Origin of the sequence: Paraburkholderia agricolaris (genome assembly GCF_009455635.1) — a bacterium.
In the GTDB taxonomy this organism is placed as follows: Bacteria; Pseudomonadota; Gammaproteobacteria; order Burkholderiales; family Burkholderiaceae; genus Paraburkholderia; species Paraburkholderia agricolaris.
In genome coordinates, this window is record NZ_QPER01000002.1 from 3,193,022 (window position 1) to 3,217,810 (window position 24,789).

Genomic DNA, 24,789 nt, shown 5'->3' on the forward strand with positions numbered 1-24,789 from the left:
AGCGCCGACCGCACAGCGTGAATTTTCATGCCGATGTGAAACCAGTCAAGAACCCGCAGTGCGACGCCAGGCGCCACTGAAGTCGTTAACGATCGCATACGCCGAGTACCATCTGTGACCAGATCGACCGAAGTAGAACGGACCTGGCTACACTGGTCGAGCGCAGCGATAAGTACGCGCATCAGGCTTGGACGCCGGAGAGCACATGCGAATTGTCGGGCCGCTATCCCCTCACACTCGACACGTCAGGCGATAACTTCGAACGTGCGCACCTCTTCCAGCGGCACCGCCATGATTACGCGCCGTCAATGGCGAGACGCCGGTGCTTCGCTCCACCACGGTGTTGGGTTCCCGCGAACCACCCAACGGAGAACTGGTCATTTTCAATTTTTCACTGCAGTTGAGCGTCTCCTTGCGAACAACGGCGTGAGACAAAGTTTGCAACCCGGTGAGATCGGCGACATTGCGTGCAGCAGACCGCTAGGAAACAGCAGCACCTTGCTTCGCACACAGGTATGCAAGCTCCAGCGTACGTCGTGCCGGTAGAAAATTTTCTATCGGGCACTCGGAGAATCGAAGATCGGCTGATTCATCGTTCTCGTCGAGCGGTTCAGGAGTGCACAAGCCCGATATGACCCCGGGGCACTCGAACTTTGACACTGCCCAACGCGGTCGCCCCCCCCGAGGGCGCCAGTCTTTTATGCGGCGGTATCGCTCACAATGTCTGCACGGCAGCGTCGGGCATCGTAGGTGCGGATCTGATCCTGAGCCACCGCTTGTTGAATACTGGAAAACAGGCTTCTTGCCTCAGACATCGACAATCCGCACTCTGCCGGGGGCACTCCTTCGAGCGGACGCTGAAAGCTCGCCAACGTCACATTCTCGTCGGCACCGTCCCGCTGCAGGTAAACCGTCTAGTGCATATTCATCCGTCACCTCGCTGAACGGGTGTCGAAGATAGCTTAGGACAAAACGCCGCACTCCCCAATTTTTGTCCGCTCCGATTGACACGGCTGGCGGCAATTGTGAACACCAACAACTTATGCGATTAACCCAGCAAAGGGACGATAGTTTGCGTCGCATCCAGCGGATAGCGCCGGCGCGCAAACACTCTCCAGACTGGCTTCCCATCTTCCGTTATCGATCAGGGCCAATCCATGCTTCGAGTGTGCTCGCCAACTGCGGCGTGCTCATCCATTTGGGTGACGACGCGGGGGACATGCCACGCCAATCTGTGTGTGCCGTCACGACGGAATGCGATTCACGCTCAGGCAACGACAGGACATCACACGATGATTGAATCGAATCACACGGCAGCACTTCGCGAGTTGGCGTACCGCTACGCGCAGGCGGTCGATCGGCGCGACTGGACAATGCTCGCGGCGCTCTTCACGCTGGACGCCAGCCTTCAGGGACCAGGCTTCAGCCTCGACGGCCGCAATGCGATCGTCGCCGGAATGGGCGCCATGGTGCAGTACCGCGTCACGCAACATCACGTGCATAACCAGCTCGCCGAGTTCGACGGCCCGAGCGCCCGGGTGGAGACGTATTGCGTCGCGCATCACCTTTACGAGCACGAAAGCGGGACGCGCAAACTGGACTGGGGCATTCGCTATCAGGACCGATGTATCTGTGAAGGCCGTGACTGGCGTTTCGCGCAGCGCGTGCTGGTCGTCGATTGGACTCAGGACCTACCCGCTCAGGAGTAAGCGATGAACCAGATCCCGATACTCGAAGGGAAGACAGCGCTCGTGACTGGCGGAGCAGGCGGCATCGGCCTCGCGAGCGCCCAGGCACTCGCGCAGGACGGCGGCTGCGAACTGCGCACGAACCCGCTACTGGACGACACGATCGCGCATCTCTACGGCGAAGCCGCGCTGCATGCCGTGCGCACGGGGCACGTCCCTGTGGCCGCCTGAATGTCCAACCCGCTCATTAGACAGGCCCTAGAATGAATCGCGTGGCAAACAAGGTTGTGCTCATCACAGGGGCCGCAAGCGGTGTCGGCGAAGCCGATGCCAGGCTGCTCGCGGCAGAAGGTGCGCGCGTGGTGCTGACCGATATCAACGAAGACCGGGGGCGAGCGGTGGCCCGAGAAATCGGCGACGCGGCGCACTTTGTGCACCATGAAATCGGGCTCACGGCAGATTGGGAGCGCGCATTCGCCGAGACGATCAATACGTTCGGTCGACTCGACGTGCTCGTGAACAATGCCGCGATCTGCCCACCGGGCCCGATCGACGAGATCGATCCGCAGACGTGGCGCGAAACGATGCGCATCAACGCCGACGGCTATTTCCTTGGTTGCCAGTTCGGTGTACGCGCGATGAAGCACAACCCAATGGGCGGCTCGATTGTCGTGATGTCCTCGGTGGCCGCACTCGGTGGTCTGCCGTCGATGGCCGCGTACGCGGCTTCGAAGGGCGCAGTGACAGCGCTCGTGCGCAGCGTGGCCGCACACTGCAAGCAGAGCGGCTACCGCATCCGCTGCAATTCAGTTCATCCCGACGGCATCTGGACGCCGATGACACAGGCCCTCGTCGCTGAACTCGATCCGTCGGCGCTGGGTATTGGCACCGATCCGATGGCACGCATCTGCGATCCGTTGGATGTCGCGCAGCTTGTGCTGTTCCTCGCGTCGGATGAATCACGCTACATCAACGGCGCGGAACTGCGCGTCGATAACGCACAGTTGATTTGCGCGCTTTGACACGACGGTGGGCGGGAGCGCGCCGGCATTGGCATCCCGTCACCGAGACGCAATCGTATAACTCACGCAGGAGAACGAAAGATGATTGACTTCAACGGCAAAACCGTCCTGGTCACGGATGGCGGAGCAGGCATTGGGCGGGCGACCGCCGAGGCTTTCGGACATGCGGGCGCGCACGTCGTGATTGCTGAAATCGACGTCGCTCGTGCGGACAATGTGCGGCATGCATTGGAAGCCGCGGGCGTGAACGCACTGGTCGTCGTCGCAGATGTCACGCAGGCGGACCAGGTCTCGGCGCTCGCGCAACGCATCGACGAGCGGTTCGGCGGGCTGGACGTGCTCGTCAACAACGTGGGCGACTTCCTGCAGATCGCGAAGCCGTTCGACAGTTACAGCGACGACGAGATCGAACGGCTCTACGCGATCAACCAGAAGCAGGTATTCACAGTCACGCGTGCCATGCTCCAACTGTTGCGGCGCAATGCGCCCGGCGGCAGCATCCTGTGCGTGTCGTCGATCGAGGGTTTCCGGGCCATTCCGAACTGTGCTGTCTATGCGGCGTGCAAAGCCGCCCTCACGGGCTTCACCAGAAGCCTCGCACTCGAACTGGGCCCCGTCGGCATTCGCGTGAATCTGATCGCCCCGGAGACCACGGAAACACCGCAGGTGCCGGTCAGCATGATGATCGCCCCGGAGCATCGCAACCACATTCCGCACTGGATTCCGCTTGGCCGCTTCGGCATGCCGGGCGACGTGGCAGGCGCCGCGCTGTTTCTCGCGAGCCCGTTGGCCGCGTGGATTACAGGCACGACACTACACGTGGACGGCGGCGCGCTCGCCGCGGCAGGTTGGTATCGGGATCCGAAAGGCTTCTGGACCAATATCCCGGTCATCAGCGGAAATGGCTTCAATTTCTAGTCGACATCCTGATTAATTTCTAAAAACACGGCGGCGCACAGTCCGCCAACGGAGACACAATGAACATCATCGTCATCGGCGGCACCGGGCTCATCGGTGGACACGCCGCCCTCTTTCTCGAATCGCTCGGCCATCGGGTCAGCATCGCGGCGCGCAAGCCGGCACCACATGAAAGTACTCTCGCCCGCCTGGAATGGCTGCAGGGCGACTATGTGGCCGGCGACTTCACACGGGATTGCCTTGCGCGCTTCGACGCACTCGTTTTCGCGGCGGGCAACGACATTCGCCACCTGCCGCCTGGCACGGACGAAGCTGTCCACTGGGAACACGCGAACGTAGAAGCCGTACCGCGCTTCTTCGCCCTGGCCCGCGATGCGGGTATTCGCAAGGCCGTACTGGTGGGCAGCTTCTATCCACAGGTGGCGCCCCAATTGATCAATACGAGCCCCTATGTCCGCTCGCGCCACCTGGCCGATCAGCGCGTGCGCTCGCTCGCCACGGACACGTTTCATGTGTGTAGCGTCAACGCGCCGTTCGTTGTCGGCTCGTTACCCGGCCTGCGCTCGGAAATGTTCGCGGCGTACACGCAGTACGCGCAAGGCAAGCTGACTGCCCTGCCGGTATTCGGCCCGGCAGGCGGCAGCAACTTCCTGTCGGTACAGTCGCTCTCGGAGGCGATCCGGGGTGCACTGGAGCGCGGCGAGCCTGGCAAGGCTTATCTTCTCGGCGACGAAAACCTGACGTTTGCCCAGTACTTTGAGGGCTTCTTTCGCGCGGCAGGCAACACGCAGCCCGTGCCCGCAATCGATGAGCCGCACCCGCTGCTGCCCGACATCGCGATCTATACCGGACGGGGCAATGTCGTCGCATATGACCCCGATCCGGCCGACGTTGCGCATCTCGGGTACCGCCGTCGCGACGTGCAGCGCGCGATTCACGAGATCGTCGAGCAGTACCTCGGTTGACCTCGGTTGACACCAGGCCGGGCGCACTCTGCGCGCGGCTACACCCAACGCCCCGTCCCTGTGGCACACCATACCGCCACACAGGCGGCCGTTGTTTCCGTCGCATGTCTATTGCCAGAGGAATTGGTTATGAGTCGAACCCACTCGCCCATGCTGGTTACCGTCGCATTGGTGACCTGCACGCTGGTCCCCGCCGTATCGTTCTCGAAGATCGCTCCGGACGACCTCAAACCGCTGGACGCGGAGCTCACGCCAATGGGCGCGCAACGCACAGCCAGCAAAGACGGCGCCGTGCCGGCATGGAGCGGAAAATGGCTTGGCGCACCGGAGGGGCTTGGATATAAACCAGGTACACGCTATCCAGACCCGTACGCAGCCGAAAAGCCGCTCTACGTAATCACCGCTGCTAACATGGCGCAGTATGCGAGCCAGTTGACGAACGGCGAAATTGCGTTATTCAAGCGTTATCCCGACACGTTCAAGATGCCGGTGTATCCGAGCCATCGCGACTTCCGTTACGACGATGCGGTCTACAAGGACATCCGGACCTACGCGCCCGGTTCAACGATGACGTCCGACGGCAACGGCCTGACAGATGCGCCCCCGCAAGCGCCGTATCCCATCCCGAAGACCGCTGAAGAGGTGTTGTGGAATCAGCGGATGTCGTCCGCCATCGCCACAGAACACGCGACCTACGATCAGGCGGTGGTCTACCCCGACGGCAACATCGCATGGGGCAAAGTCCGCTATGACATTTATTCGCCGCGCAACGACGGGAAGTTCAACGTGAAGAGCGACCGCAACAACCACTCATACTTCCGGGTGGCGACGGAGCTTCCGCTCAGCGACCGCGGCACGCTCACGGTCGGCTTTACGAACTGGGACAAGGAAGGCGCGGAAAACAGCAGCCGCACGTGGGTCTACAACCCCGGCACTCGCCGCGTTCGTCAGGCGCCGGAATACGGCTACGACCAGCCGCAGGGACCCGGCGGTTTCCGCACAGTGGACGACGATCGGCTCTACAACGGTCCTGGCGATCGCTACGACTGGACAATCGTCGGCAAGCGCGAGGTGTACGTCCCGTACAACAACTACAAACTGCAGGATCCGTCGATCAAGTACGCCGACCTGCTCACCCGATCGCATGAAAACCCGGCCCTGATGCGCTACGAACTGCACCGCGTCTGGGTGCTGCAAGCAACACTGAAAACAGGCTTTCGCCATCAATACGCAAAACGCGTACTGTATCTGGACGAAGACTCATGGATCGCACTCGCCGCCGACAACTACGACGCACACGGTACGCTATGGAGAGCGAACTTTGCTACGACCGTCTATGCGTACGACGCGAAGCGCTTCTACTCGACAGCGGCGTTCTACCATGACCTGATCTCAGGCGCGTATTTCGCAGACCGGCTGACTAACGCGGAGCCGATGCCAAAACTCAACGACAACCCAAATCTCGATGAGGCGTACTTCTCCCCGGACGCGATTCGCGGCTCTGGAAACTAGCCGGCATGCGCGACACGGCCGGGCCACATGGTGCCCGGCCGCCTTTGCCCCGCAAGCCGCGTCAGCCCACCGGGATCGCGGTGCCCAACAGCACCCGCACAAGTGTGGCCTGCCGCGTTACGCCAGTCTTTGAGAAGATCGCGCGCAGGTGCGTACGTGCCGTGTTCTTGCTGATGCTTGATTCCTCTGCGGCCTCCTCCAGTGTCAAGCCATGGGTCAGCATCACCGCCAGTGACGTTTCGGCAGGCGTCAGATCGAACAGCTTGCGCAAGGTTTCCTGCTCTCCTTCCGGGTTGCGGTCTGGATCACGTAGGAACAGCGCGACGGCAGGCCGGTGTTTGTTGTCTTCTGACCACTCCGAAAGCGGGATGGTGCGCACCAGCACGCCAAGCCTCGGCTTGCCGCGCGCGCGTGCAATCGGCAATGCTTCGACAATCGGCGCAGCACTGCCGAAATGCCCGACCACCGCGTGACGGACCAGCCGCTGGAGCCAGCGGTTCTCCCGCGCGTCGGTGGCCTCCACACGGCCGTGCGCAACGCGTAGCCCGTTTCCCTCGGCGAGGATGTTCTCTGCAACGCGGTTGCTTTTGATGATCGCCCCTTCTGCGTCGAGCGTCAGCATGCCAACCTGCATGCGATCGATCGCATTCGCATAGAGCGTGCGCTCCGACTCCACGACATCAAGCCGGAAATGCAGTTCCACCGCACGCCGTAGATGCGGCAGCAACATCGCGCAAAACCCCCTGTCGCGCGCGTTGAAGCGAGGCGCGGCATGACTTCGGCATATGCGAAATCGGCACTCGACGCTTGATTCCGTGCGCAGGTCTGCGCCAAGAATATGCCGGACATCGGCAGGCTGTAGAAATTGCTTATAGAGTTCACTTGCGAGCCAACCCGTGTCACCGAACACTTCTTCGGCGGTTACCACGCGATCAGCCGGCAAACCCACGAATGGATCGACTGAATAGAAGTAGTCGTTATATGACGCTTCGCCCGGCAGCGATGGTCCCGCTTCTGACGCACCCACAATCAATCCGCGACGCTGGTTCGCGGCCGGCCGCAATGTCAGCGTCACATAGTTCGCGTTCAGATATCGCCGGATCAGCTCCAATGCGCCTGCCCACGGCACCGATTCCATGGGCCCCTGATAGATGCTCGCCAGCAACTCGCTGAAGCGGGCATTGCTAATGCCCGCCCATCCCGTATCGCTGTTAATCGCGTCCTGCGTTTGCTCTGACTCCATTACCACGTTGTGTCGCCTCCGTGTACGTCTTCGTCGCGTAGTCGCGTCGTGAAGCTTACTGGACTGCCAGATTGCGGTCAGCAGGGGAAAGTACGGAGCGTCAGCGCCCGCCCCCAGCACGGCTTTCACACTACGGGGGAATCGTGGCTCTGGTGAAAATAGCGGAGCTTGTCGAGCAAGTTGGCTTTGATAGGATGCCTCATTGAGCCGAGAGGACCGCATTCCAAATTGCACGCGCAGTAATAATGTCCTTGACGCGAAGTTGGGTGAGGCTAAATTGTCCTTTGCGAATGCAATGCATCAATTCAACGCCCGCCAGCGTGATCGCGGTGTTCTTGAATTGCTTGAAACCAAGCATGACGTTCGTCCTTGCCCTGATGTTGCGATGATCTTGCTCGACTTGGTTGTTCAGGTACTTCGAGGACCGGACCCTCGTGATTTCGAGAAGCACGCCGTCTACCGTCTGGCCTGCCCGATCCACCGATCGATAAAGGTAGACCCATTTGCCACGCAGTTTGATATAGGGTCTTGTCGACACGGCAGGACTGACCGGGGTGCGTGCCAAAACGGTTCCAGCGTTTGACGAATTCGGGCGATTAGCGCTTCACCCAACGCAAGATGGTGGTGTGCGTCAGCGACAGTCCTCGCTCGGCCATCATTTCCACCAGATCTCGCAGGCTGAGCTTGTAGCGCAGGTACCAGCGAACACACAGGATGATCACCTCGCGATCAAAGTGGCGCCCCGCGAACAACTCCTCCGAGCTCTTGAACTTACTCATCCTCGGCTCTCAAATTCGTTCAGCCCGAGACTGTAACCGTTTCGACCACGCTATTTGCACCAGAGCCAGCGTGTCTGACCCGCGACCTGGGGCAGCAACCAGCGTTGCTTCTGCATCGGCGAAGCGACAATCTCCATCAAGTGGATGTTGCCTTCATCCGGGGCGTGAATATTCAAAGCAATCGGTCCGAGCGGCGAGTAAGCGGCCTCCTCGAAGACCACGGCCTTCTCGACGTGCGTGAGGCCGAGGCCACCCGCTGCGCGGCTGGCATGCGGCGTCAGCAGACCGGCCTCGCGAGCGCGGCCGACAAGTTCATGGCGCAGTTCTTCGCTCGGACCATGGGGCGTCTGGCCGGTCGATTTTTCGAGCGGAATAACCTGCTCGGCGATGAAGCGCCGCGTCCGATCCCGCAATTCCAGCAGCGCTGGCGGGAGTGTGAAATCCATATCGTGTCCTTATTGCCCGCGAAGGTGAGCGGGCGCTAGTCGTGCGTCGTTCGGGTGTTATTCGGGCTCGCTCGTGCACATCGTCAGTCAGGCTCGTCGACACGCGACGCATACGGCAACGGTGTGCCATTGATCGTGCGCAGCGTGACTCGAACGGGTATGCCGATCGCAAGGTCGATGTCGGCCCGCGTCATCACCCGTGCACCCTCGGCCAGATCGATCAGCGCGATACCATACGGTCCTTCGCGCGTCGCCTCCCTGGTGGGCCCGCGATGGACCACGGTGATCGACCAGACGCGCCCCGAGCCCTCGACCGCCACAGCCGTCAACGACTCGCTACAGCAGTGGGCACAGTGCTGCTGCCGCAGTGCATTGCGCCGGCCGCAATCCCGGCATTCGTCCACCAGAAGCGCTTGTACGCCGGCCGTCCAATCCTGTGAGCCGCTCATTCGGTTTTCTCCAGGATCATGCTGGTATGCGACGAGAGTACGCCGCCATCGGAATGGAGAAATGCACGGCGGGCATCGTGTGCGATCTGCCGCTCGCCGCCTTCGCCCCGCATCTGCTGAACCGCCTCGGCCAGATGCGCCAAGGCTCCCGCAGCGCCGCAATGGCCATACGACAGCAGGCCGCCGTGCGTGTTGAGCGGAAGCGTCCCGGTGCGGTCATAGCGCCCGCTGCGTGCCAGTGCGCCCGCCTGACCGGGTTCGCTGAAGCCCGTCGCCTCGAGCAGCATGGCGAGCGTGACGGTGAAGCTGTCGTAGATGCCGAGGTAGCCGATATCGGCCGGCTGGCAGCCCGCCTGGCGGTAGGCGGCGGCAGACGACTCGCGTGCGCCGCAGGCGATGTCGTCGGGCGCCATCGAAACGTGTTGGTGCGTATGAGCGCTGCCCGTGCCGGCGATGCGGATCACGCCCCGCTCCCCCGGCACCGAATCGACGATCACCGCTGCCCCGCCGTCGGAGATCGGACAGCAATCGAGCAGACTCAACGGCGCTGAGACGGGTTTGGACGCGAGCACGTCGGCGACGGTAATCGTTTGCCGCAAATGGGCGCCTTGATGCATGGCCGCGTTGGCGCGCATCAGCACAGCCAGTTCCGCCAGGTCCGCCCGTGTCGCACCGGTCTCGTGCAGATAGCGCGCGGCGACCAGCGCATAGTAAGCGGGGATGCTGGCATCGAGCGGCACCTCGTAGCGCGGATGACCAACCTGGGCCAGCACCTTGATCGAATCGTCGCGCGACTGGCCGGTAAGACGGTTTTCGCCAGCCACGCACAGCACACGCTTCACCGCGCCCGCGCGCACGAGATGACTGGCGAGCGCGACGAGTGTCAGCCCGGTCGCGCCACCGACCTGAACGCCGTGCGCCCACGTGGGACGCAAGCCGAAATGTTCAGCGAAGACAGTGCCGAGCATGAGGTGCGGCATCGTCGTCGAGTAAGCGACCAGCAGGCCGTCGACGTCACTGCGCTGCAGATTGGCATCGCCGAGCGCGCGGGTTGCGGCGGCCGACATCAGGTCGAGCGTATCGCGTCCTTCGAGGCGGCCATAGGGCGTCACGCCCACGCCGCGGATAAATGCAGAGGGTTCCATGATTCGCAGTGTCGTATTAACGTCCGGCGGCGAAGCCGCCGGGCAGATCGATTTCCGTTGCGGCTTCGGTGTCGGCTTCGGTGTCGGCCTCCCGCCTCGAGGTCAGCTCGTGACCGGCCAGCCGGACCGTGCCGCTTATCACAACCACGCCGTCATCATTGACCACTTCGACCCGCCAGATATCGTCGCAACCGGCCGCCACCCTGGATCCGCTCGCGGTGACGCGCGTGTCCACCAGCACTGGCTTGACGAAGCGAATGTCCGCCTCGGCGCCTGCCAGCACATCACCGCCAAACGTGACGTCGAATGCCTGCCAGATCAGTGCGAGCGTGAGCGTGCCGTGAGCGATGGTGCGGCCGAATGGCGTCTTGCTCGCGAAGTCTTCGTCGACGTGGACCGGGTTGAAGTCCGCGGTCAATTCGGCATACAGGCGAATGGCTTGCGCGTCGATGACGCGGCTTTGCGCGACCAGCGCAGCGAGATGGATCGTCGTCGAACTCATGACCATGGTGGTACTCATGCGGCCCACACCATTTTTAACTCGCTGGACAGCACCAGCGCGTCGTCGCGATTCACCAGCTTCACCAGCAGGCTGACCCAGCGCCGTCCCTTGGCGATGGTTTTCGACAGGCAAATGACGCGCACCAGGAGAGGTTCGCCTACTGACACGGACGCCATTCCCCAGCGCAGTACGCTGGAAGCATGGATGTTGCCCGGCGGACGCGGCTCGACGATAGACAGATAGCCGCGCATGGCAAGCGCAACCAGTAAACCGCTGGGCGGTGCGACCCGGCCGTCGTCCGGCGGCGGCGTCACGCAGCCACCGGCGCTGCGCCACAACGCGAGTTGACGCTCATCCAGCGAGACCGCGCACTCGCCGAGTGCGGCGTTCTCTTCGAAGCGGTCATAGGTCCAAAGATCGTGCATGTCATTGCTCCTTTGCCGCGCCAGCAGCAGGAATGATCAGCGCATCCAGCATCACGGGCCCGGCGTCGCCTGGGCGGACCAGGAGCGGATTGATCTCGATTGTCTCGAAGCGACCCTGGTTCGCCACGGCAAAGCGCGACAGACGCGCGATCACCTCGGCCAGCGCGTCGACATCCACAGGTTGCGCGCCGCGCGCGCCCTGCAGCAACGGCCAAGCTTTGAGTTGCGCCAGCATGTCGCGCGCCTGCGCCACCGTGAGCGCGCCGATACGGAACGCAACGTCGCGGAATATCTCGACGAACACGCCGCCAAGCCCGACCATCATCACAGGACCGAAACAGGGATCCGTTCGCGCAGCCACGATCATCTCGATGCCGGCACCCGCCATCGGCGTCACGGAGAGGCCCGATAGCCGCGCCTCAGGCGCCCGCTCACGCACGCTCGAGAGCATCCGCCGCGCCGCCAGCCTTACCTCCTCGCCCGTCCTGAGATTCAGCGCCACGCCGCCGAGCTCGGTCTTGTGCGCGATGTCGGGCGACACGATCTTAAGGGCAACGGGCAGACCCAGCCGGACACTGGCGGCCTCGGCGGCCTCAGGCGTCTGAACGACCGCCTCGAGCAGCGCCGGGATACCGGCCTCGGCCAGCAATGCCTTGGTTTGCGCTTCGTCGAGCATGGTCAGCGGCAAGCTCGCTGCAGATTCAGCCTCCCCGGCAACCGGACGCCGCACGGCGAGGCGCTCGCCGATGATCGCCAGCGCAGCCAGTGTCGCGATGGCGCGTGTGGGATCCTCGAACACCAGCATGCCGCTCGCCTCGAACTCTTCGACGATCTCGCGTGGCGCCGTGACGGCGATCGCCACGGTGCGATTCTCGAAGCCGCGCATGCCGTCGGCCAGTGCGCGGCGCAACAGTGGCCCCGTTACCGGCGAAGCTGCCCAGTTCATGAAGAAACCCACCACGGAGTCATAGCCGCCATGCTCCAGCATGGCGCGCAGGTGATCGCTCACCAGCGTCATGTCATTGAGCGCCTGCGCGGTAATGTCCACAGGGTTGACCGGCGAGCCGAACGGCGCGCGCTCGCGCAAATGACGCTGAATGGCGGCAGGCATCGCGCTCAGGGTCAACGCGTGATCGCTGGCGGCGTCCGCCATCAGCACTCCGGCTCCGCCGGATACCGTCAACACGCCCAGCTTGCGGCCCGCTGTTGGCGGCCGGCGCGACAACGCGTAAATCAGGTCGATGAAAGCCTCCGTGGTCGGCACGCGGTAGGCGCCGTACTGGATCAGCGCCGCGTCGAGCACCGCGTCGTCCGAGGCCAGCGACGCCGTGTGCGACTGGGCCGCACTCGCGCCGCTCGCGGTGCGGCCGACTTTCATGATCACGACCGGCTTTCCTGCCGCGCGCGCCGCATCCAGCGCGGCCAGGAACGCTGGACCGTCCGACATGCCTTCGGCGTAGCAGCCGATCAGATCGACGCTGTCGTCCTTCACCATGTGCATGACACAATCGGCGAGGGTGACGTCGCCTTCATTGCCGGTGGTGACCCACGCACCGATCGGAATCCCACGGGCACGCGCGAGTACGAAGAGGTGCGAGCCGTAAGCACCCGACTGACTCACGATCGCAACGCGTCCTTGCGGCAGCGGCAATGTATCCACGAACGAGGCGAACGTCGCCATTTGTCGATGCGCGGCATGCGCGAGACCCAGGCAATTGGGACCGAGTACGCGCACACCATGTGCACGCGCGACGGCCAGCATGTCACGCTCCAGCGCAGCACCCTGTGCGCCCATTTCCGCGAAGCCCGATGAAAATATGATCGCGCCTCGCGCGCCCCTGGCGGCAGCATCCACAATGATCTGCGGCGCCAGTTCGGCGCCTACCGCGATGATCACCAGATCGATAGACTCCGGCAGCGACGCCAGATCCGGATACGCGGTGTAGCCCTGAACTTCCTTGCGCGACGGATTGATCGGATAGATGCGACCGGTGAAACCGCTCTCGCGGTAGTAACGCAGCGGCCGGCCGCCGATCCGCGAGGGGTCCGACGAGGCGCCGACAATGGCGATGCTGCGTGCCGAGAACAGCACGTCGATGGTGGAAGCACGCAGGGGTTCAGCTGGGCGTTCGTGGCTCATTTGAATGGACATCAGAAATCCGTGACGACTGTTTTGGTGTTGGTGTATTCGAGAAGGCCGTCGAGGCCGTTTTCCTTGCCGAGCGCGGACTGCTTGTAGCCGCCGAACACGTAGTCAGGCGAGAGGACATGGATCGTGTTGATCCAGATCGTGCCTGCGTCGAGGCGCGCGCCAATCGCCTGGGCCTTTGCGACGTCGGCGCTCCACACCGACGCGCCCAGACCGTACTCGGAAGCGTTCGCGCGCCGCACCACCTCGTCGACCGTCTTGAACCTGAGCAGCGGAAGCACCGGCCCGAACGCCTCCTCGGCGACGACTCGCGAATCGTCGGACGGATTGCCGATGATCGTGACCGGAACGAAGTAGCCGGTGCCCTTTGGCACTTCGCCCCCCAGCAGGAATTCGTGCCCCGCGGCACGCGAAGAGGCAATCAGCGCGCAAACAAAGTCGTACTGGCGCCGGTTCTGTACCGGCCCGAGCTGTGTACCTTCGTCAAGGCCATTGCCCACCTTGACCGTTCTGGCATAGGCAACGAAGGCTGCGGCAAAACGGTCGTAGATCGCTTCATGCACGTAAAGACGCTTGGTGGCGAGACAGAATTGCCCGTTGTTGGAGAAAGCGCCCCAGAACAGTTTCGGCACAACTGCGTCGAGGTCTGCATCGTCCATGACGATGGCGGCGTCGTTGCCGCCCATCTCCAGCGTAATGCGCTTCATCGTGTCCGCCGCACTGCGCATGATGGCCTTGCCGGTCGCGGTCGAACCGGTGAAGGCGATCTTGTCGAAGCCGGGGTGCGAGGTCATCCACGGTCCGAGCGCATCGTCGCCGCTGATCACATTGAGCACACCTGGGGGAAGAACCTCTTTCGCCAGTTCGCCGAACTTCAGCATGGTGAGCGGCGTGAACGGCGATGGCTTCAGCACCATGGTGTTGCCCGTGACGAGCGCCGGTGCGATCTTCCACACCGCGAGCGTCATCGGGAAGTTCCATGGCGCAATCGCGCCGACCACGCCGAGTGGGTCGCGGTGCACCTCGACGCGGCGCTGCGGCGTATCGAGCAACACCTCGACCGGCGGCGACTTGCGCGAGACGGCCTCGAGCCAGTTCTGGATACTTGTCACTTCATAGACGGAGCCACGCGCCGCATGCAAAGGCTTGCCCTGCTCCAGCGTGAGCAGGCGCGCGAAGTCCGCGTCGTGCGCTTTCACCAGACTCGCCAGATCCCGCACGAGCCGTTGCCGCTCCTCGAGCGGGGTCGTTTTCCATGGCGCAGCGGCTGCGCGCGCGGCTGCCACGGCGCTGTCGAGATCGGCCCTGGAGGCGCGCGGCGCGAGGCCGACGATCTCCTCCGAGGCCGGATTGATCACCGGCAGCGTCCCGGCGGCAAAGACCGAACTGCCGCCGATCGTCATGCTGAAGTTGTCGAACAGGTCCATCTCAGTCCTTTGTAGCATGCTCGCGTTTGAGCACGGTGGAAATGGCGTAGGCACCGATCGCCAGTACGGCCGCCACGGCATAGAGTCCCCCTGCGTAGCTTCCGGTTAGCGTGCGCACATTGCCGATGACGATCGGGCTCACGAAGCCGCCGATCAGGCCCACCGAACTGATCAGCGCAATGCCGGAAGCGGAGGTCTCCTTGTCGAGCGCATGGGTCGACGCGGCCCAGAAGGTCGGGAAACCAGCGAAGATGCCAATCGAGGCGAGCGACATCGCGACAATAGTCAGCGCGAGGTCCGAACTCCAGGCCAGCATCGCCATACCGATCGCGCCAGCCAGCAGCGACAGCGTGCAATGCCAACGACGCTCACCGGTACGGTCCGAATGCCTGCCGATCCAGATCATGCCCACGCCGCCCAGCGCATACGGAATCGCAGTCAGCAGTCCGAATTGGAGTGGCGTGCCGCCGGGAAAGACCACTTTCAGCAAGGCCGGAATCCAGCTAGAGGTGGTCACCACCCCGCAGATCAGCGCGAAGTACACCAGCAGCATCGGGTAGATTCGCGTGTCCCGGATCAGCGCCACGAAGGTCGCCCTGAAGCTGTGCGTACCAGGCGATGGCGTGCCGGCTGCGCGATTGACCTGCACTTTTTCGTCATGCGTGAGCCAGGACGCGGCGTCCGGGCGGTCGACCAGAAACAGCATCACGACGAGGGCCATGACGATGGAAGGCAAGCCTTCGATCAGAAACATCCACTGCCACGACTTCCAGCCGTTCAAGCCGCCCATGTTCTGCATGATCCAGCCCGACAGCGGTCCGCCGATGAAACCCGAAAACGCGATCGGCGTCATGAACACGGCGACGATCTTTGCGCGCCGCTCCGGCGGATACCAATAGGTGAGGTAAAGAATGACGCCGGGGAAAAAGCCCGCTTCCGCGACGCCGAGCAGAAAGCGCATCACGTAGAACTGCATCGGTGTGCGCACGAACATCATTCCCATCGAAATGACGCCCCACAGGAACGTGATCCGGGCGAGTGTCTTCCGCGCGCCGATGCGCTCCAGCAAGTAATTGCTCGGCACCTCGAACAGCAGATAGCCGATGAACAGAATACCGCTGCCGAAGCCGTACACGGCAGCCGAAAAACCGAGGTCCTGGCTCATGGCGGTCTGCGCGAAGCCGATGTTGATGCGGTCGAGATACGCCACCAGGTAGCACAGCAGCAGAATCGGCATGAGCCGTAGCGTAATCTTTCCGTACGTCGCGGCGATACTACTGTCCGTGTCGACGCCGGGAAGGTCCCCGGCGAAAGTGGTTTTCATGATCCATGTCTCCGTTCGTGTTAAACAACGATTCTTCGATCGCTGTTGTGTCTGGCTATGTCGAGCTAGGGTTTGAGGACGATCCGGCCTGTGATCTTGCCGGCCTCGAGATCGTTGAGTGAGGCTTCGGCTTCATGCAAATGCCGGCAGATCGTCGGCACCGGTGTGAGACGGACAGCGCGCGCAAGCTCCACCAGTTCACGGAGTTCTTGCAGTGAACCGACATAACAGCCTTCAATCGACAGCGCGCGCAGCGGCAACATGGGCAATGGCAAGCGCATCTCGCCGCCGGCCAAACCGACTATCTGGATCTTGCCGCCCTTCGAGAGCAGGCTCATGCCAAGCTCGACCGTTTGCACCGATCCGACGAAGTCGATCACCGACAAAATCGCGCCACCGGCCGCGGTGCGAATCGCATCGGCAACACCGGGCTGCGACGTGTCGAACACCGCTAGCGCGCCCGCCTCGGCGGCCGCCGAGAGACGGTCCTGATTGATATCGAGCACCAGCGCGCCGCGGCCGCCGAGCGCCTTGACCAGCTTGATGCACATCAGACCCAAACCGCCTGCGCCGATCAGGACAACGGGTGTCCGGGCGAGCGTCTGCGGGTTGATCTTCTTCAGCGCGCTGTAAGTGGTCAGGCCCGAGCAGGCCAACGGCGCCGCGGCTTCGGGCGCCAGGTCGGGGATGGGGATCAGATATCGCGAGTCGGGAACGAGTACGTGGTCGCTATAGCCACCCGCCCGAAAGATGCCGAGCGAGCGGGGTTGCGCACACATGTTTTCCTGACCCGCCAGACAGACTTCGCAACCGCCGCAGCCGATCCACGGATAGGCGAGGTAGCGCTTGCCGAGCACCGACGCCGCCACCTGCTCACCACCCTGCACTGCTTCGCCTGCGATTTCATGGCCGAGTGTGAGCGGCAACGCGATGCCGCGTTCGTTCATCCGCAAGGTATTGCCACCGCCCAGGTCGTAGCTGCCAGAGCGGGTGTGGACGTCCGTGTGACAGACGCCGGCGGCGAGCACTCGCACGAGAACCTCCGTTCCGGTCGGCGTCGGCGCGAGGCGTTCGGCGCGAACAAGAGGCTCGTTGAAGGCAGTGATTTCGTAGCTGATCATAGTCCGGAGCGGGAAAGGGAAGGTCTCAATATGAGCCGCGTGGGCAGGGTGTTCACATTATTCCGCAAATTCTCCATTGTCAATATTATTCACTATCGTGCATTTCATAGAACGTTTTCAGAGGTCATCAGAACGTTAGTTCATAAATTTATACATTTTTCTACCATCAATTCACCATTGTGAATGTTCTCGACTCTGATATATTGGCGGCGCGAACCCGCGGCGCACATGCCGTTGCCGCGGCGAGCCTCATTGAGGGAGCAAAGCATGGAAGCGGGAAAAGACGTGGGTGCAGTGATGCAGGCGGCGGCGATCCTCCGGGCGTTGTCGGACGCGCGGGAACCGATCGGCGTCACTGCGTTGGCTCGCAAGGCGGAGGTGAGCCCATCTACCACACTGAATATTCTGCGCACACTCGTGAAGGAGCGCCTGGTCGCGCTCGATCCGTCAAACAAGACATATAGCCTCGATCTCGGCCTGCTCGAACTCACCCGGGCAATGCTCGGCAAGACGAAGATCGAATTGTTGCGCCCCAAGATGCAACGCATCGCCAACCAGTACGAGGCCACGGTCAGTCTGTGGCAGGTCACCGACCGGCAACGGCTGCTCCTGCTCGATCGTGTAAAGCCAGGCGTCGGCGTGCATATCGAGTTTCAGATTGCAATGCGAATCCCGCTTTACGCGGGTGCCAACGGCCGCGCAGTCGCGGCCGCCTCCAATGTGTCGCGCGATGAGTTGCATCAGGCCTTTGCCAACATCCGCTGGGTCAAGCCGATGACGTTTGAGCATTACCTCGCCGAAATCGACGAGGCGCGCGAGCGCGGCTACGCCATCGACACCGGCGCGCTAATCAAGAGCGTGGTGTCCGCAGCCGCCGTGATTCTCGACCGTGACGACAAGCCGGCCATGGTCGTCAGCGCTCATACTTTCAACGGCCAACTAAGCGACGAAATCCTGCACGAACTCGGTAGCGATATCAGCACGACCTGCGCCGACGCGCGAGTCGCGCTCTTCGGACGGGCCTGACACACCATCAACAATACTTGGAACAAACGAACCATGACACTGCACGGTGGTTGTTACTGCGGTGAAATTCGCTACCAGGCGGACGGCGAAGTGCGCAGCCGCCTTCAATGCCATTGCCGCGAATGCCAGTACATTTCTGGGGGGAATCCTAATGTGATCATGGCGATGTCCACCGACGAATTCTGCTATCTCACCGGCCAGCCGAAACAGTTCACGCGAAACGATATCCCTCAACCTGTCACGCGCGAGTTTTGCGGCACCTGTGGTACGCACTTGCTGACGCGTTCTCCGCGTTTGCCCGGCGTGGTGCTGATCAAGGTCGGCACGCTGGACGAGCCCTCCGTGTTCCAACGTGCCGACGCCGCGATCTTCGCAATCGACATGCAGACGTTCCACCACATTCAGGACGATGTACCGGTATTCGAACGGCGTAAATTGTCTTAGCCGCCACCGGCCAGCGCGCGATTATCCGTCAGTGTGCTCAGGCAATTGAAACGCTGGTGTTCGGCTTGGGAAGACAGAACATGCACAAAGATATCGGAATGCCCGGGAAGCCCCGGCTGGCGGAAGGCAGCCGATTCCAACAGTGGCCCGCAAAGCCCCGCCAGGTTTGACTCCCACTTCTCGAGGCGACTGCCTACCCATAATCCTACCCATACTGCAAAATCAATATATATCCGACCGACGGATGCGCACGATGCCCCCACGGGCGAAGAGGTATTCAATTTCAAACCGCGAGCCTTCATCGTTGCCGGCTCTCTCGGTGAATTTATCACCGAGCAGGGCGCGAACAAAGATAAGCTTCAGTCATTCGAGCTTTACCGGAATAGCATATCCTCTATTGACATTCTGACTTTCGACGAGTTATTCAAACGGTGCAGCCTCATCGTGAGATCAGAGGCCGAGCGTACATCAGGCGAAACGTCGCGACATGGCACGCCATGACCACGGATCACCGACACTGGGAACTGGCGCAGTGAGCGGACGATTTTTGTTACTGTGGCTGCTGTGAACGCATTGGAGCGCCGCAGCGTCTTGAGCGGCAATGGGGATTCTTTGCCGCGCAGCGCAGACGTTGCAGGACGCTCCGCCTGCCGCGGCTGCCTCGATAGACCTTGTAGTACCCCGCCTGGTTTCGAAGTCGGGCGCGCAATGGGTTGCGGAGTCGCGGCAGGTTTATCGGCGGTTGATTTCAGGCCGATGACCGCGGTGATTTGTCTGGCGATCTTCATCACTGAAGTCCGTGCGGAAAGACCCGCGGGGGGTTCGATGACATCGCACGGCTCAGCAGGCCGCCCGCCTCGTGGCGGTTCAGCACCCGCGCGTCGCCGCCAGGGTAAAACGGCTGCGAACAATACAAGGTCAGGCCGCATGCGACAGAAAGCAGAAGCAGTCTGAGCAAGCGCCGGCGGCATAAGTGGCTGGCTTTCATTGTCTCTCCCGAAAAAAACTCGCCCGAAGCTAATCCGACGGGTCCATTTTTCGTCGCCGGTCACCCTTGCCTGAGCTCGCCTGCGCGAACCTCCGGCGAATGCCGCGAAATAACCAGCAACGAACGCGAAGGACTACGAGCCGATTTGCCAACGCGGCGCCTACCCCAAACCAAAAATTTCATCGCAGGCGAGGCGCCGTGCCGCACAAGACATAACTCAGGGACTTCAGCCCAGCATCCTGACCGCAGACCAATGCGGGAAAAGGATGCGAGCCCTTCTGGGCCGAGCCTCCCAAATCGTCAATTCGAGCAGGTGAAACTTGAAGAAGCGTTCACGTCCCCGCCGACGTATTTGGGCCATTGGGGATACTCGCACAGCGGACGGGTTCGCCCAGCCGTGGGTGGGTTCATATCAGTGATCACCAGACTGCTCGGCGCCACCCCTTTTGTAACCCAATTATCCAACACGGTTAGCCCATCATAGGCGCCCTCGAATTGCCCACCATAACCATGCGACCCACCTGGCACCAGGAAGAATTTCAGGAACGACGAGAGCGCATCTTGTCCGTACGCTGCCAGCAACCGGTTGTAGTAATCAATTGACATTTGCGCAGGAATAAACTGATCTGATTGCCCATGTTGAAGGATCAGTTTTCCACCACGATTTTTGAAAGCAGTCATATCGGTACTCGTGGCATCCATTAGACTACTCACCGCTTGCGTTCTGGCAGTCAGAGCTCCCGGATCTGAAAAATTGAAGGTCATCAAGTCGAGAGCAGGATTGCGTGCAATTGCGTATCTGACCAGGGCATTCGGGAATAAATAATAGAAGGATCCATAATTCGAGGTGGCGGCTGCCGGATTCACTATTGCGGCCTGTGCCGAAGGTCCCAGTGGAGTTATATAGGGATTCCAGAAGTCGGTGCCAGCAAGAATGTTGTACCCGGGGATCGTGCGGATACCGTTCGCGAAGTCAAAGTTGGTGACAAGCGGCGTCGCGATGGTATTGACCGTGTTGAGTTGAGCATCAGAGAGACAGGTATTGCCTGTGTCGACGCCCCCGGGGCAGCGAAGGGTTGCCGGATCGAAATGGCACGCAGCCGGATTGCTAATGACGCCGTCCGTCGCCCCATCCAGAGCATCACATTGCGCCATAACCGCGGCTTTCAGAACAGAAGCCTTCGCAGTATTGATGAACCCGCCAGACGCAAGAGAGGCTTGTGAAACCCGGCCCATCTGAAATGACAGGCCCAGGATTTCGGACGCAGGGAAAGACGCGATCACGCCATCATAATCGGCAGGGTATCGCTGTGCCGCCACGAGACCCTGGCGGCCACCGCCGGAGCCACCGATAAAGTAGCTATGGGAGAAAGACGCACCGTAGCGATTCTTCGCGAGAAATTGGGCGACGTCGTGAGTCTTTTTAACATGCTCTCCAGCGTAATTGGCCAAGGCTTCGTCGTTTTGCAAGAAATCACCCTGCTCACTGTTCCCTTGATGCCCACTATCGCTCCCAAGGGTCACATATCCGCGTGCCAGTGGCGTCTTCACGCCACTAACCTCAGTGAATGTGAGGCTGGACTGGGCAAAACCAGTCGTCGCCGGGATCGTCCCGTCGAGCCCGCCACCACCAAAGTGAACGGATTTTCCATTCCAGGTGCTAGGCAGGTCCACTTCAAAACGGATGTCGGGAGCCGAAAAATCCACCGGGTGGATTTTCCCCAGCACCTTGCAATACTCGCCGGAAGTGTTGCCCTCTGCGGTCGCCGCGATCAGAGTCGCACTCGCAATCGACGCTCCGGACGTAGGTAGCCCAATCGCCGAAGCAGGCACCTCGACGTCCTGCAAAGCGGCACACATCTCAGTCGGCGTTTTCGTTGTAGCAGCGGACGTTGCTGAACCGGCCGCCACGCCGCTGCCACCACCGCAACCGGTGACTATCAATGTCGATGTAATGGAAAACACAATGGGCAAGCGCGACTTTCTTACTATCTGGTTCAATTCCATATCTTGTCTCCTTGGTTTAATAAAATCGGCGCCCCATCGCTCGCGCGAATGAGCGCCTACACACCTATTCAATGAGCCTGAAATCAGATGAAGCGGGAGCTTGCCGGACTTCATCCTGTGAGAAAGCCGATTCAGCCGCGCAGGCGTATCGCCCGTGGTTCACGAAAGCCATGGCGACGAATGCAATGAGCCCGGGAATGGCGATGGCGTAGAAGTTGTGCTCGAGCTTCAGGTTCATCTCGACCAGGGCGCCAATCACGATCGGGGCGATGATCGCTCCGGTACGTCCCACTCCTGAAGCCCAGCCGACGCCGGTGCCGCGGCTCGATGCGGGATAGAACTGGCCTACGTAGGCGTAAGCCAGCAACTGTGTACCGATCGTGGTGGCGCCGGCGATGCCAACGAGAAGGAATCTCAGCTCGGTGGGCGTCTTGAAGCCCAGTATTCCGATCGATGCCGCCGCGATCAGAAAGAAAGCCATCAATACGTACTTGATATGCAGTCGGTCCGCGAGCCACCCGCCACCGATCGCGCCGAGCACCGCGCCAAAGTTCAGAACAAGGACAAATGTCAGGGACGAACCGAGCGTGTAGCCGGCGCTCACCATGAGCTTGGCGAGCCAGGAGCTGAGGGAATACACCATGAACAGACACATGAAGAACACAGTCCAGATCATCAAGGTGCTGAATCCCCGCCCTTCGCCAAAGAGGCTGCGCATGCCCGCCGATTGCGGGGTGCCCGACGATGTCGCCACAAATTCATCATCCGGCAGCGAGCGAAAATTCGAATCCAGACATGACACTATCGTGCGGAGTTCGTCGACCCGGCGCGTTCGGATCAGGAACGGCATCGATTCGGGCAGCGCCTTCAGGGCAAAGGGCAGCAGGAAGAGCGGAATGACGGCGATGAAAAACAGCGTCTGCCACCCATATGTCTCCATGATCGCTTTGCCCGTGGCGGCGGCCAGCATGCCACCCACGGCATATCCGCTGAACATGAACGTGACCATCGTCGTGCGGATACGTTTGGGCGAAAACTCCGTCATCTCGGCGACCACGTTAGGCAAGACCCCTCCAATACCTAGGCCCGCAATGAAGCGCACCGCGCCGAAGACAATCGGGTCGCTTGTGAAACCCGTTGCCACCGTGCCGACGCTGAAGAGGACAACGCTGATACCAATCGCGCGGCGTCGCCCGATCTGATCAGCGATGCTGCCAAAAATAATGGCCCCCAGCATCATGCCCACCAACGCGGCGCTCACCATCACACCCGCGCTCGCTGCTCCCACCCCCATGCTCTTCATGATGAGTGGCAGAGCAATGCCGGCGACGGCCAGGTCGTATCCGTCAAAGATAATGACCAGCCCACACCAGAGCAGAACACTCAGATGGAACCGGCTAAATTGAGCTCTGTCGGCGAGCTCTAATACATTGATTTTCCGCATCGTGTCTCCTACCGCGTCAAATTGAAGAATTTGCTTTTCGATGGTTCCAGAAGGATTTCTTTGTGTCCTTCCCAGATCATTTCCACGGCGATTGGCAGTGGCTTCCCCTCCTCCTGTGCAAAGCGTCGCGTCGCTTTAACCCTCTCCTATGGCGCAGCCGATACAATTGCTCACAACCTCGGCTATCGCACGTGTGGTCACCTGGCCGCCATCCGTAGCGCGCCATCCAGACGAATTACTTCACCATTGAGGTAGGTGTTCTCGATTGCATGACAAACGAGAGCGGCATACTCGTGCGGCTTACCAAGGCGGGCTGGAAACGGCACCGTGGCAGCGAGCGAGGCCTGAACGTCTTCGGGCATCCCGAGCAACATTGGCGTCTCCATAATTCCTGGCGCAATGGCCATGACGCGAATTCCGTGTTTTGCCAGTTCGCGCGCCGCAGGCAAGGTCAATGCCACGACCCCACCCTTGGAGGCGGCGTAGGCCGCCTGGCCGATCTGACCGTCATAGGCCGACACGGAAGCCGTGCTGATCAGCACCCCAAGCTCTTCGTCGCAAGCGCTCCTGCCACGCGCGATAAGGCGATCAGCCACTACGCGCAACACATTGAATGTCCCCACAAGATTGACCTCTACAGCAGTCCGAAAGCTCTCCAGCCGGTGCATGCCGTTTCGTCCATTGATGCGCTCAGCCGGCGCGATTCCCGCGCAGTTCACGGCTCCGGCGAAGGTTTCGCCAAAGTCGCACGCAACGTCGACGGCTGCCAGAACGTCGGCTTCGCTGGTCACGTTGGCCTGGACGAACTTGACGGCGCGCCCATATCGCTCGTTGAGCGCGCTGCCCACATCGGGATTCAGATCGGCAACCACAACCTTTGCCTCCCTGTTCACTAGCGCTTCGACAGTAGCGGCACCCAACCCGGACGCACCACCAGTCACCATGAAAGTTTTTCCGGATATTTTCATAGATATCCTAATTAATATGATTTATGCACACCCTTTCAATACGAATTTCCCCATGCGGGCGGCGCGAATTATGAAACGGAGATTCAGGTTGAGTGACCCTCAGGCCTCGGTATCAATCCCGGTGGTAGGTCGTGAATTCGTCGGCAGGCGCCCGTTCGGTTCGCAGCCGGTTCTCATCGGCTGAGCAGTCCTCGTACCCAATGGCCATGCCCGAGAGCAGGATCTTCTCCTCTGGAATACCGAGAACCTGATGAACGATGCCGCCATACTCGCACCACGCCTGCTGCGGGCATGAAGCGAGTCCAATGGATTGGGCGGCAATCATGACGTTTTGCATGAACATGCCACTGTCCAGCCACGAACCCGCGAGCAGGTATCGATCCATGGTGAAGAACAGCCCGACCGGCGCACCAAAGAACGTGAAGTTCCTGAGCATGGCCTCTTTCCTTGCGGCAAGGTCGCTGCGCGCTACACCGTAGAGGCCGTAGAGATCGAAGCCCACCTTGCGCCGGCGCTCCAAGTGGATGTCCTTCAGCGTTTCCGGCATGTACGCGTATTCGTCGCAGCGCTTGCCGTCCCGAGCGGCTTCAAGGACGGCATGGGACAGCCGGGCCTTCGCATTGCCGGTCACGACGTGAACATGCCAGGGCTGAATGTTCGTGCCGGAAGGCGCCCTGGCGGCGAGGTTCAGAAGAGCCTCAATATCCGCGTCCGGGACATCCTTGTCGAGGAAGCGGCGGACCGAACGACGTCGGGCAATGGCGTCGATTGCATTCAGGGAGGGCGCTGCATTCATC

22 protein-coding genes and 3 pseudogenes are annotated in these 24,789 nt (G+C 61.3%); 9 read left to right on the forward strand and 16 right to left on the reverse strand.

The window, feature by feature from the left end:
* The first annotated feature begins 1,292 nt into the window (after positions 1 to 1,292).
* The 6 genes from GH665_RS35565 (at position 1,293) to GH665_RS35590 (ending at position 6,105) form a co-directional block, all read left to right on the forward strand.
* Positions 1,293 to 1,709 (forward strand): nuclear transport factor 2 family protein, encoded by a 417-nt coding sequence (locus tag GH665_RS35565; protein ID WP_153141727.1) that lies wholly within the window; start codon positions 1,293 to 1,295, stop codon positions 1,707 to 1,709.
* Between the two features lie 3 nt (positions 1,710 to 1,712).
* Positions 1,713 to 1,919 carry a hypothetical protein gene (locus tag GH665_RS38900; RefSeq protein WP_174771779.1) on the forward strand — a complete coding sequence of 69 codons (207 nt, stop codon included), beginning with the start codon at positions 1,713 to 1,715 and terminating at the stop codon, positions 1,917 to 1,919.
* A 32-nt stretch (positions 1,920 to 1,951) separates the two neighbouring features.
* Complete coding sequence (locus GH665_RS35575; protein ID WP_153141728.1) at positions 1,952 to 2,710, forward strand: SDR family oxidoreductase; 759 nt, start codon at positions 1,952 to 1,954, stop codon at positions 2,708 to 2,710.
* Positions 2,711 to 2,791: 81 nt separating this feature from the next.
* Entirely contained in the window at positions 2,792 to 3,628 is an 837-nt protein-coding gene (locus GH665_RS35580; RefSeq protein ID WP_153141729.1) for an SDR family NAD(P)-dependent oxidoreductase, read from the forward strand.
* A 59-nt stretch (positions 3,629 to 3,687) separates the two neighbouring features.
* Positions 3,688 to 4,593: an NAD-dependent epimerase/dehydratase family protein gene (locus tag GH665_RS35585; RefSeq protein WP_153141730.1), complete on the forward strand. Its 906-nt coding sequence runs from the start codon at positions 3,688 to 3,690 to the stop codon at positions 4,591 to 4,593.
* Between the two features lie 129 nt (positions 4,594 to 4,722).
* Positions 4,723 to 6,105 carry a DUF1329 domain-containing protein gene (locus GH665_RS35590; RefSeq protein ID WP_153141731.1) on the forward strand — a complete coding sequence of 461 codons (1,383 nt, stop codon included), beginning with the start codon at positions 4,723 to 4,725 and terminating at the stop codon, positions 6,103 to 6,105.
* Positions 6,106 to 6,166: 61 nt separating this feature from the next.
* Here GH665_RS35590 and GH665_RS35595 read toward each other — a convergent pair whose 3' ends face one another.
* The 11 genes and pseudogenes from GH665_RS35595 to GH665_RS35645 all read right to left on the reverse strand — a co-directional run bounded on the left by GH665_RS35595 (position 6,167) and on the right by GH665_RS35645 (position 17,115).
* Positions 6,167 to 7,354, reverse strand: coding sequence for a helix-turn-helix transcriptional regulator (locus tag GH665_RS35595; RefSeq protein ID WP_425496065.1), 1,188 nt, complete (start codon positions 7,352 to 7,354; stop codon positions 6,167 to 6,169).
* Between the two features lie 193 nt (positions 7,355 to 7,547).
* Positions 7,548 to 8,127 (reverse strand): annotated as a pseudogene (locus GH665_RS35600) (IS6 family transposase).
* 68 nt (positions 8,128 to 8,195) lie between these two features.
* Positions 8,196 to 8,573, reverse strand: a pseudogene (locus tag GH665_RS35605) (acyl-CoA dehydrogenase family protein); the annotation flags it as partial.
* A gap of 83 nt (positions 8,574 to 8,656) precedes the next feature.
* On the reverse strand, positions 8,657 to 9,022 hold the full coding sequence (locus tag GH665_RS35610; protein ID WP_153141733.1) for a Zn-ribbon domain-containing OB-fold protein: 366 nt from the start codon (positions 9,020 to 9,022) through the stop codon (positions 8,657 to 8,659).
* Entirely contained in the window at positions 9,019 to 10,167 is a 1,149-nt protein-coding gene (locus GH665_RS35615; RefSeq protein WP_153141734.1) for a thiolase family protein, read from the reverse strand. Before GH665_RS35615 ends, GH665_RS35610 begins: the two co-directional genes overlap by 4 nt.
* Positions 10,168 to 10,183: 16 nt before the next feature.
* Positions 10,184 to 10,687: a MaoC family dehydratase gene (locus GH665_RS35620; RefSeq protein ID WP_246216473.1), complete on the reverse strand. Its 504-nt coding sequence runs from the start codon at positions 10,685 to 10,687 to the stop codon at positions 10,184 to 10,186.
* Positions 10,684 to 11,094: a hypothetical protein gene (locus GH665_RS35625; protein ID WP_153141735.1), complete on the reverse strand. Its 411-nt coding sequence runs from the start codon at positions 11,092 to 11,094 to the stop codon at positions 10,684 to 10,686. The genes GH665_RS35620 and GH665_RS35625 overlap by 4 nt, the downstream gene beginning before the upstream one ends.
* A 1-nt stretch (position 11,095) precedes the next feature.
* A complete protein-coding gene (locus GH665_RS35630) occupies positions 11,096 to 13,246 on the reverse strand; it encodes an acetate--CoA ligase family protein (protein WP_153141736.1) in 2,151 nt (716 codons plus the stop codon).
* Positions 13,246 to 14,688: an aldehyde dehydrogenase family protein gene (locus GH665_RS35635; RefSeq protein WP_246216474.1), complete on the reverse strand. Its 1,443-nt coding sequence runs from the start codon at positions 14,686 to 14,688 to the stop codon at positions 13,246 to 13,248. The genes GH665_RS35630 and GH665_RS35635 overlap by 1 nt, the downstream gene beginning before the upstream one ends.
* A complete protein-coding gene (locus GH665_RS35640) occupies positions 14,672 to 15,994 on the reverse strand; it encodes an MFS transporter (RefSeq protein WP_153141738.1) in 1,323 nt (440 codons plus the stop codon). Before GH665_RS35640 ends, GH665_RS35635 begins: the two co-directional genes overlap by 17 nt.
* Before the next feature lie 65 nt (positions 15,995 to 16,059).
* Entirely contained in the window at positions 16,060 to 17,115 is a 1,056-nt protein-coding gene (locus GH665_RS35645) for an alcohol dehydrogenase (protein WP_153141739.1), read from the reverse strand.
* 267 nt (positions 17,116 to 17,382) lie between these two features.
* Here GH665_RS35645 and GH665_RS35650 point away from each other — a divergent pair, with 267 nt between their 5' ends.
* The 3 genes and pseudogenes from GH665_RS35650 to GH665_RS35660 all read left to right on the forward strand — a co-directional run.
* Positions 17,383 to 18,141, forward strand: coding sequence for an IclR family transcriptional regulator (locus tag GH665_RS35650; RefSeq protein ID WP_167531051.1), 759 nt, complete (start codon positions 17,383 to 17,385; stop codon positions 18,139 to 18,141).
* A 33-nt stretch (positions 18,142 to 18,174) separates the two neighbouring features.
* Positions 18,175 to 18,585, forward strand: coding sequence for a GFA family protein (locus GH665_RS35655; RefSeq protein WP_153141741.1), 411 nt, complete (start codon positions 18,175 to 18,177; stop codon positions 18,583 to 18,585).
* A gap of 33 nt (positions 18,586 to 18,618) precedes the next feature.
* Positions 18,619 to 18,948 (forward strand): annotated as a pseudogene (locus tag GH665_RS35660) (hypothetical protein); the annotation flags it as partial.
* 11 nt (positions 18,949 to 18,959) lie between these two features.
* Here the strand turns inward: GH665_RS35660 and GH665_RS39330 are convergent.
* From GH665_RS39330 to GH665_RS35680, 5 genes are all read right to left on the reverse strand, one after another.
* Positions 18,960 to 19,373, reverse strand: coding sequence for a hypothetical protein (locus GH665_RS39330; protein WP_246216550.1), 414 nt, complete (start codon positions 19,371 to 19,373; stop codon positions 18,960 to 18,962).
* 500 nt (positions 19,374 to 19,873) lie between these two features.
* On the reverse strand, positions 19,874 to 21,580 hold the full coding sequence (locus tag GH665_RS35665; protein WP_153141743.1) for a tannase/feruloyl esterase family alpha/beta hydrolase: 1,707 nt from the start codon (positions 21,578 to 21,580) through the stop codon (positions 19,874 to 19,876).
* 64 nt (positions 21,581 to 21,644) lie between these two features.
* Entirely contained in the window at positions 21,645 to 23,024 is a 1,380-nt protein-coding gene (locus GH665_RS35670; protein WP_153141744.1) for an MFS transporter, read from the reverse strand.
* Between the two features lie 197 nt (positions 23,025 to 23,221).
* Entirely contained in the window at positions 23,222 to 23,992 is a 771-nt protein-coding gene (locus tag GH665_RS35675) for an SDR family NAD(P)-dependent oxidoreductase (RefSeq protein ID WP_153141745.1), read from the reverse strand.
* A 112-nt stretch (positions 23,993 to 24,104) separates the two neighbouring features.
* A complete protein-coding gene (locus GH665_RS35680) occupies positions 24,105 to 24,788 on the reverse strand; it encodes a nitroreductase (protein ID WP_153141746.1) in 684 nt (227 codons plus the stop codon).
* Position 24,789: the final 1 nt, after the last annotated feature.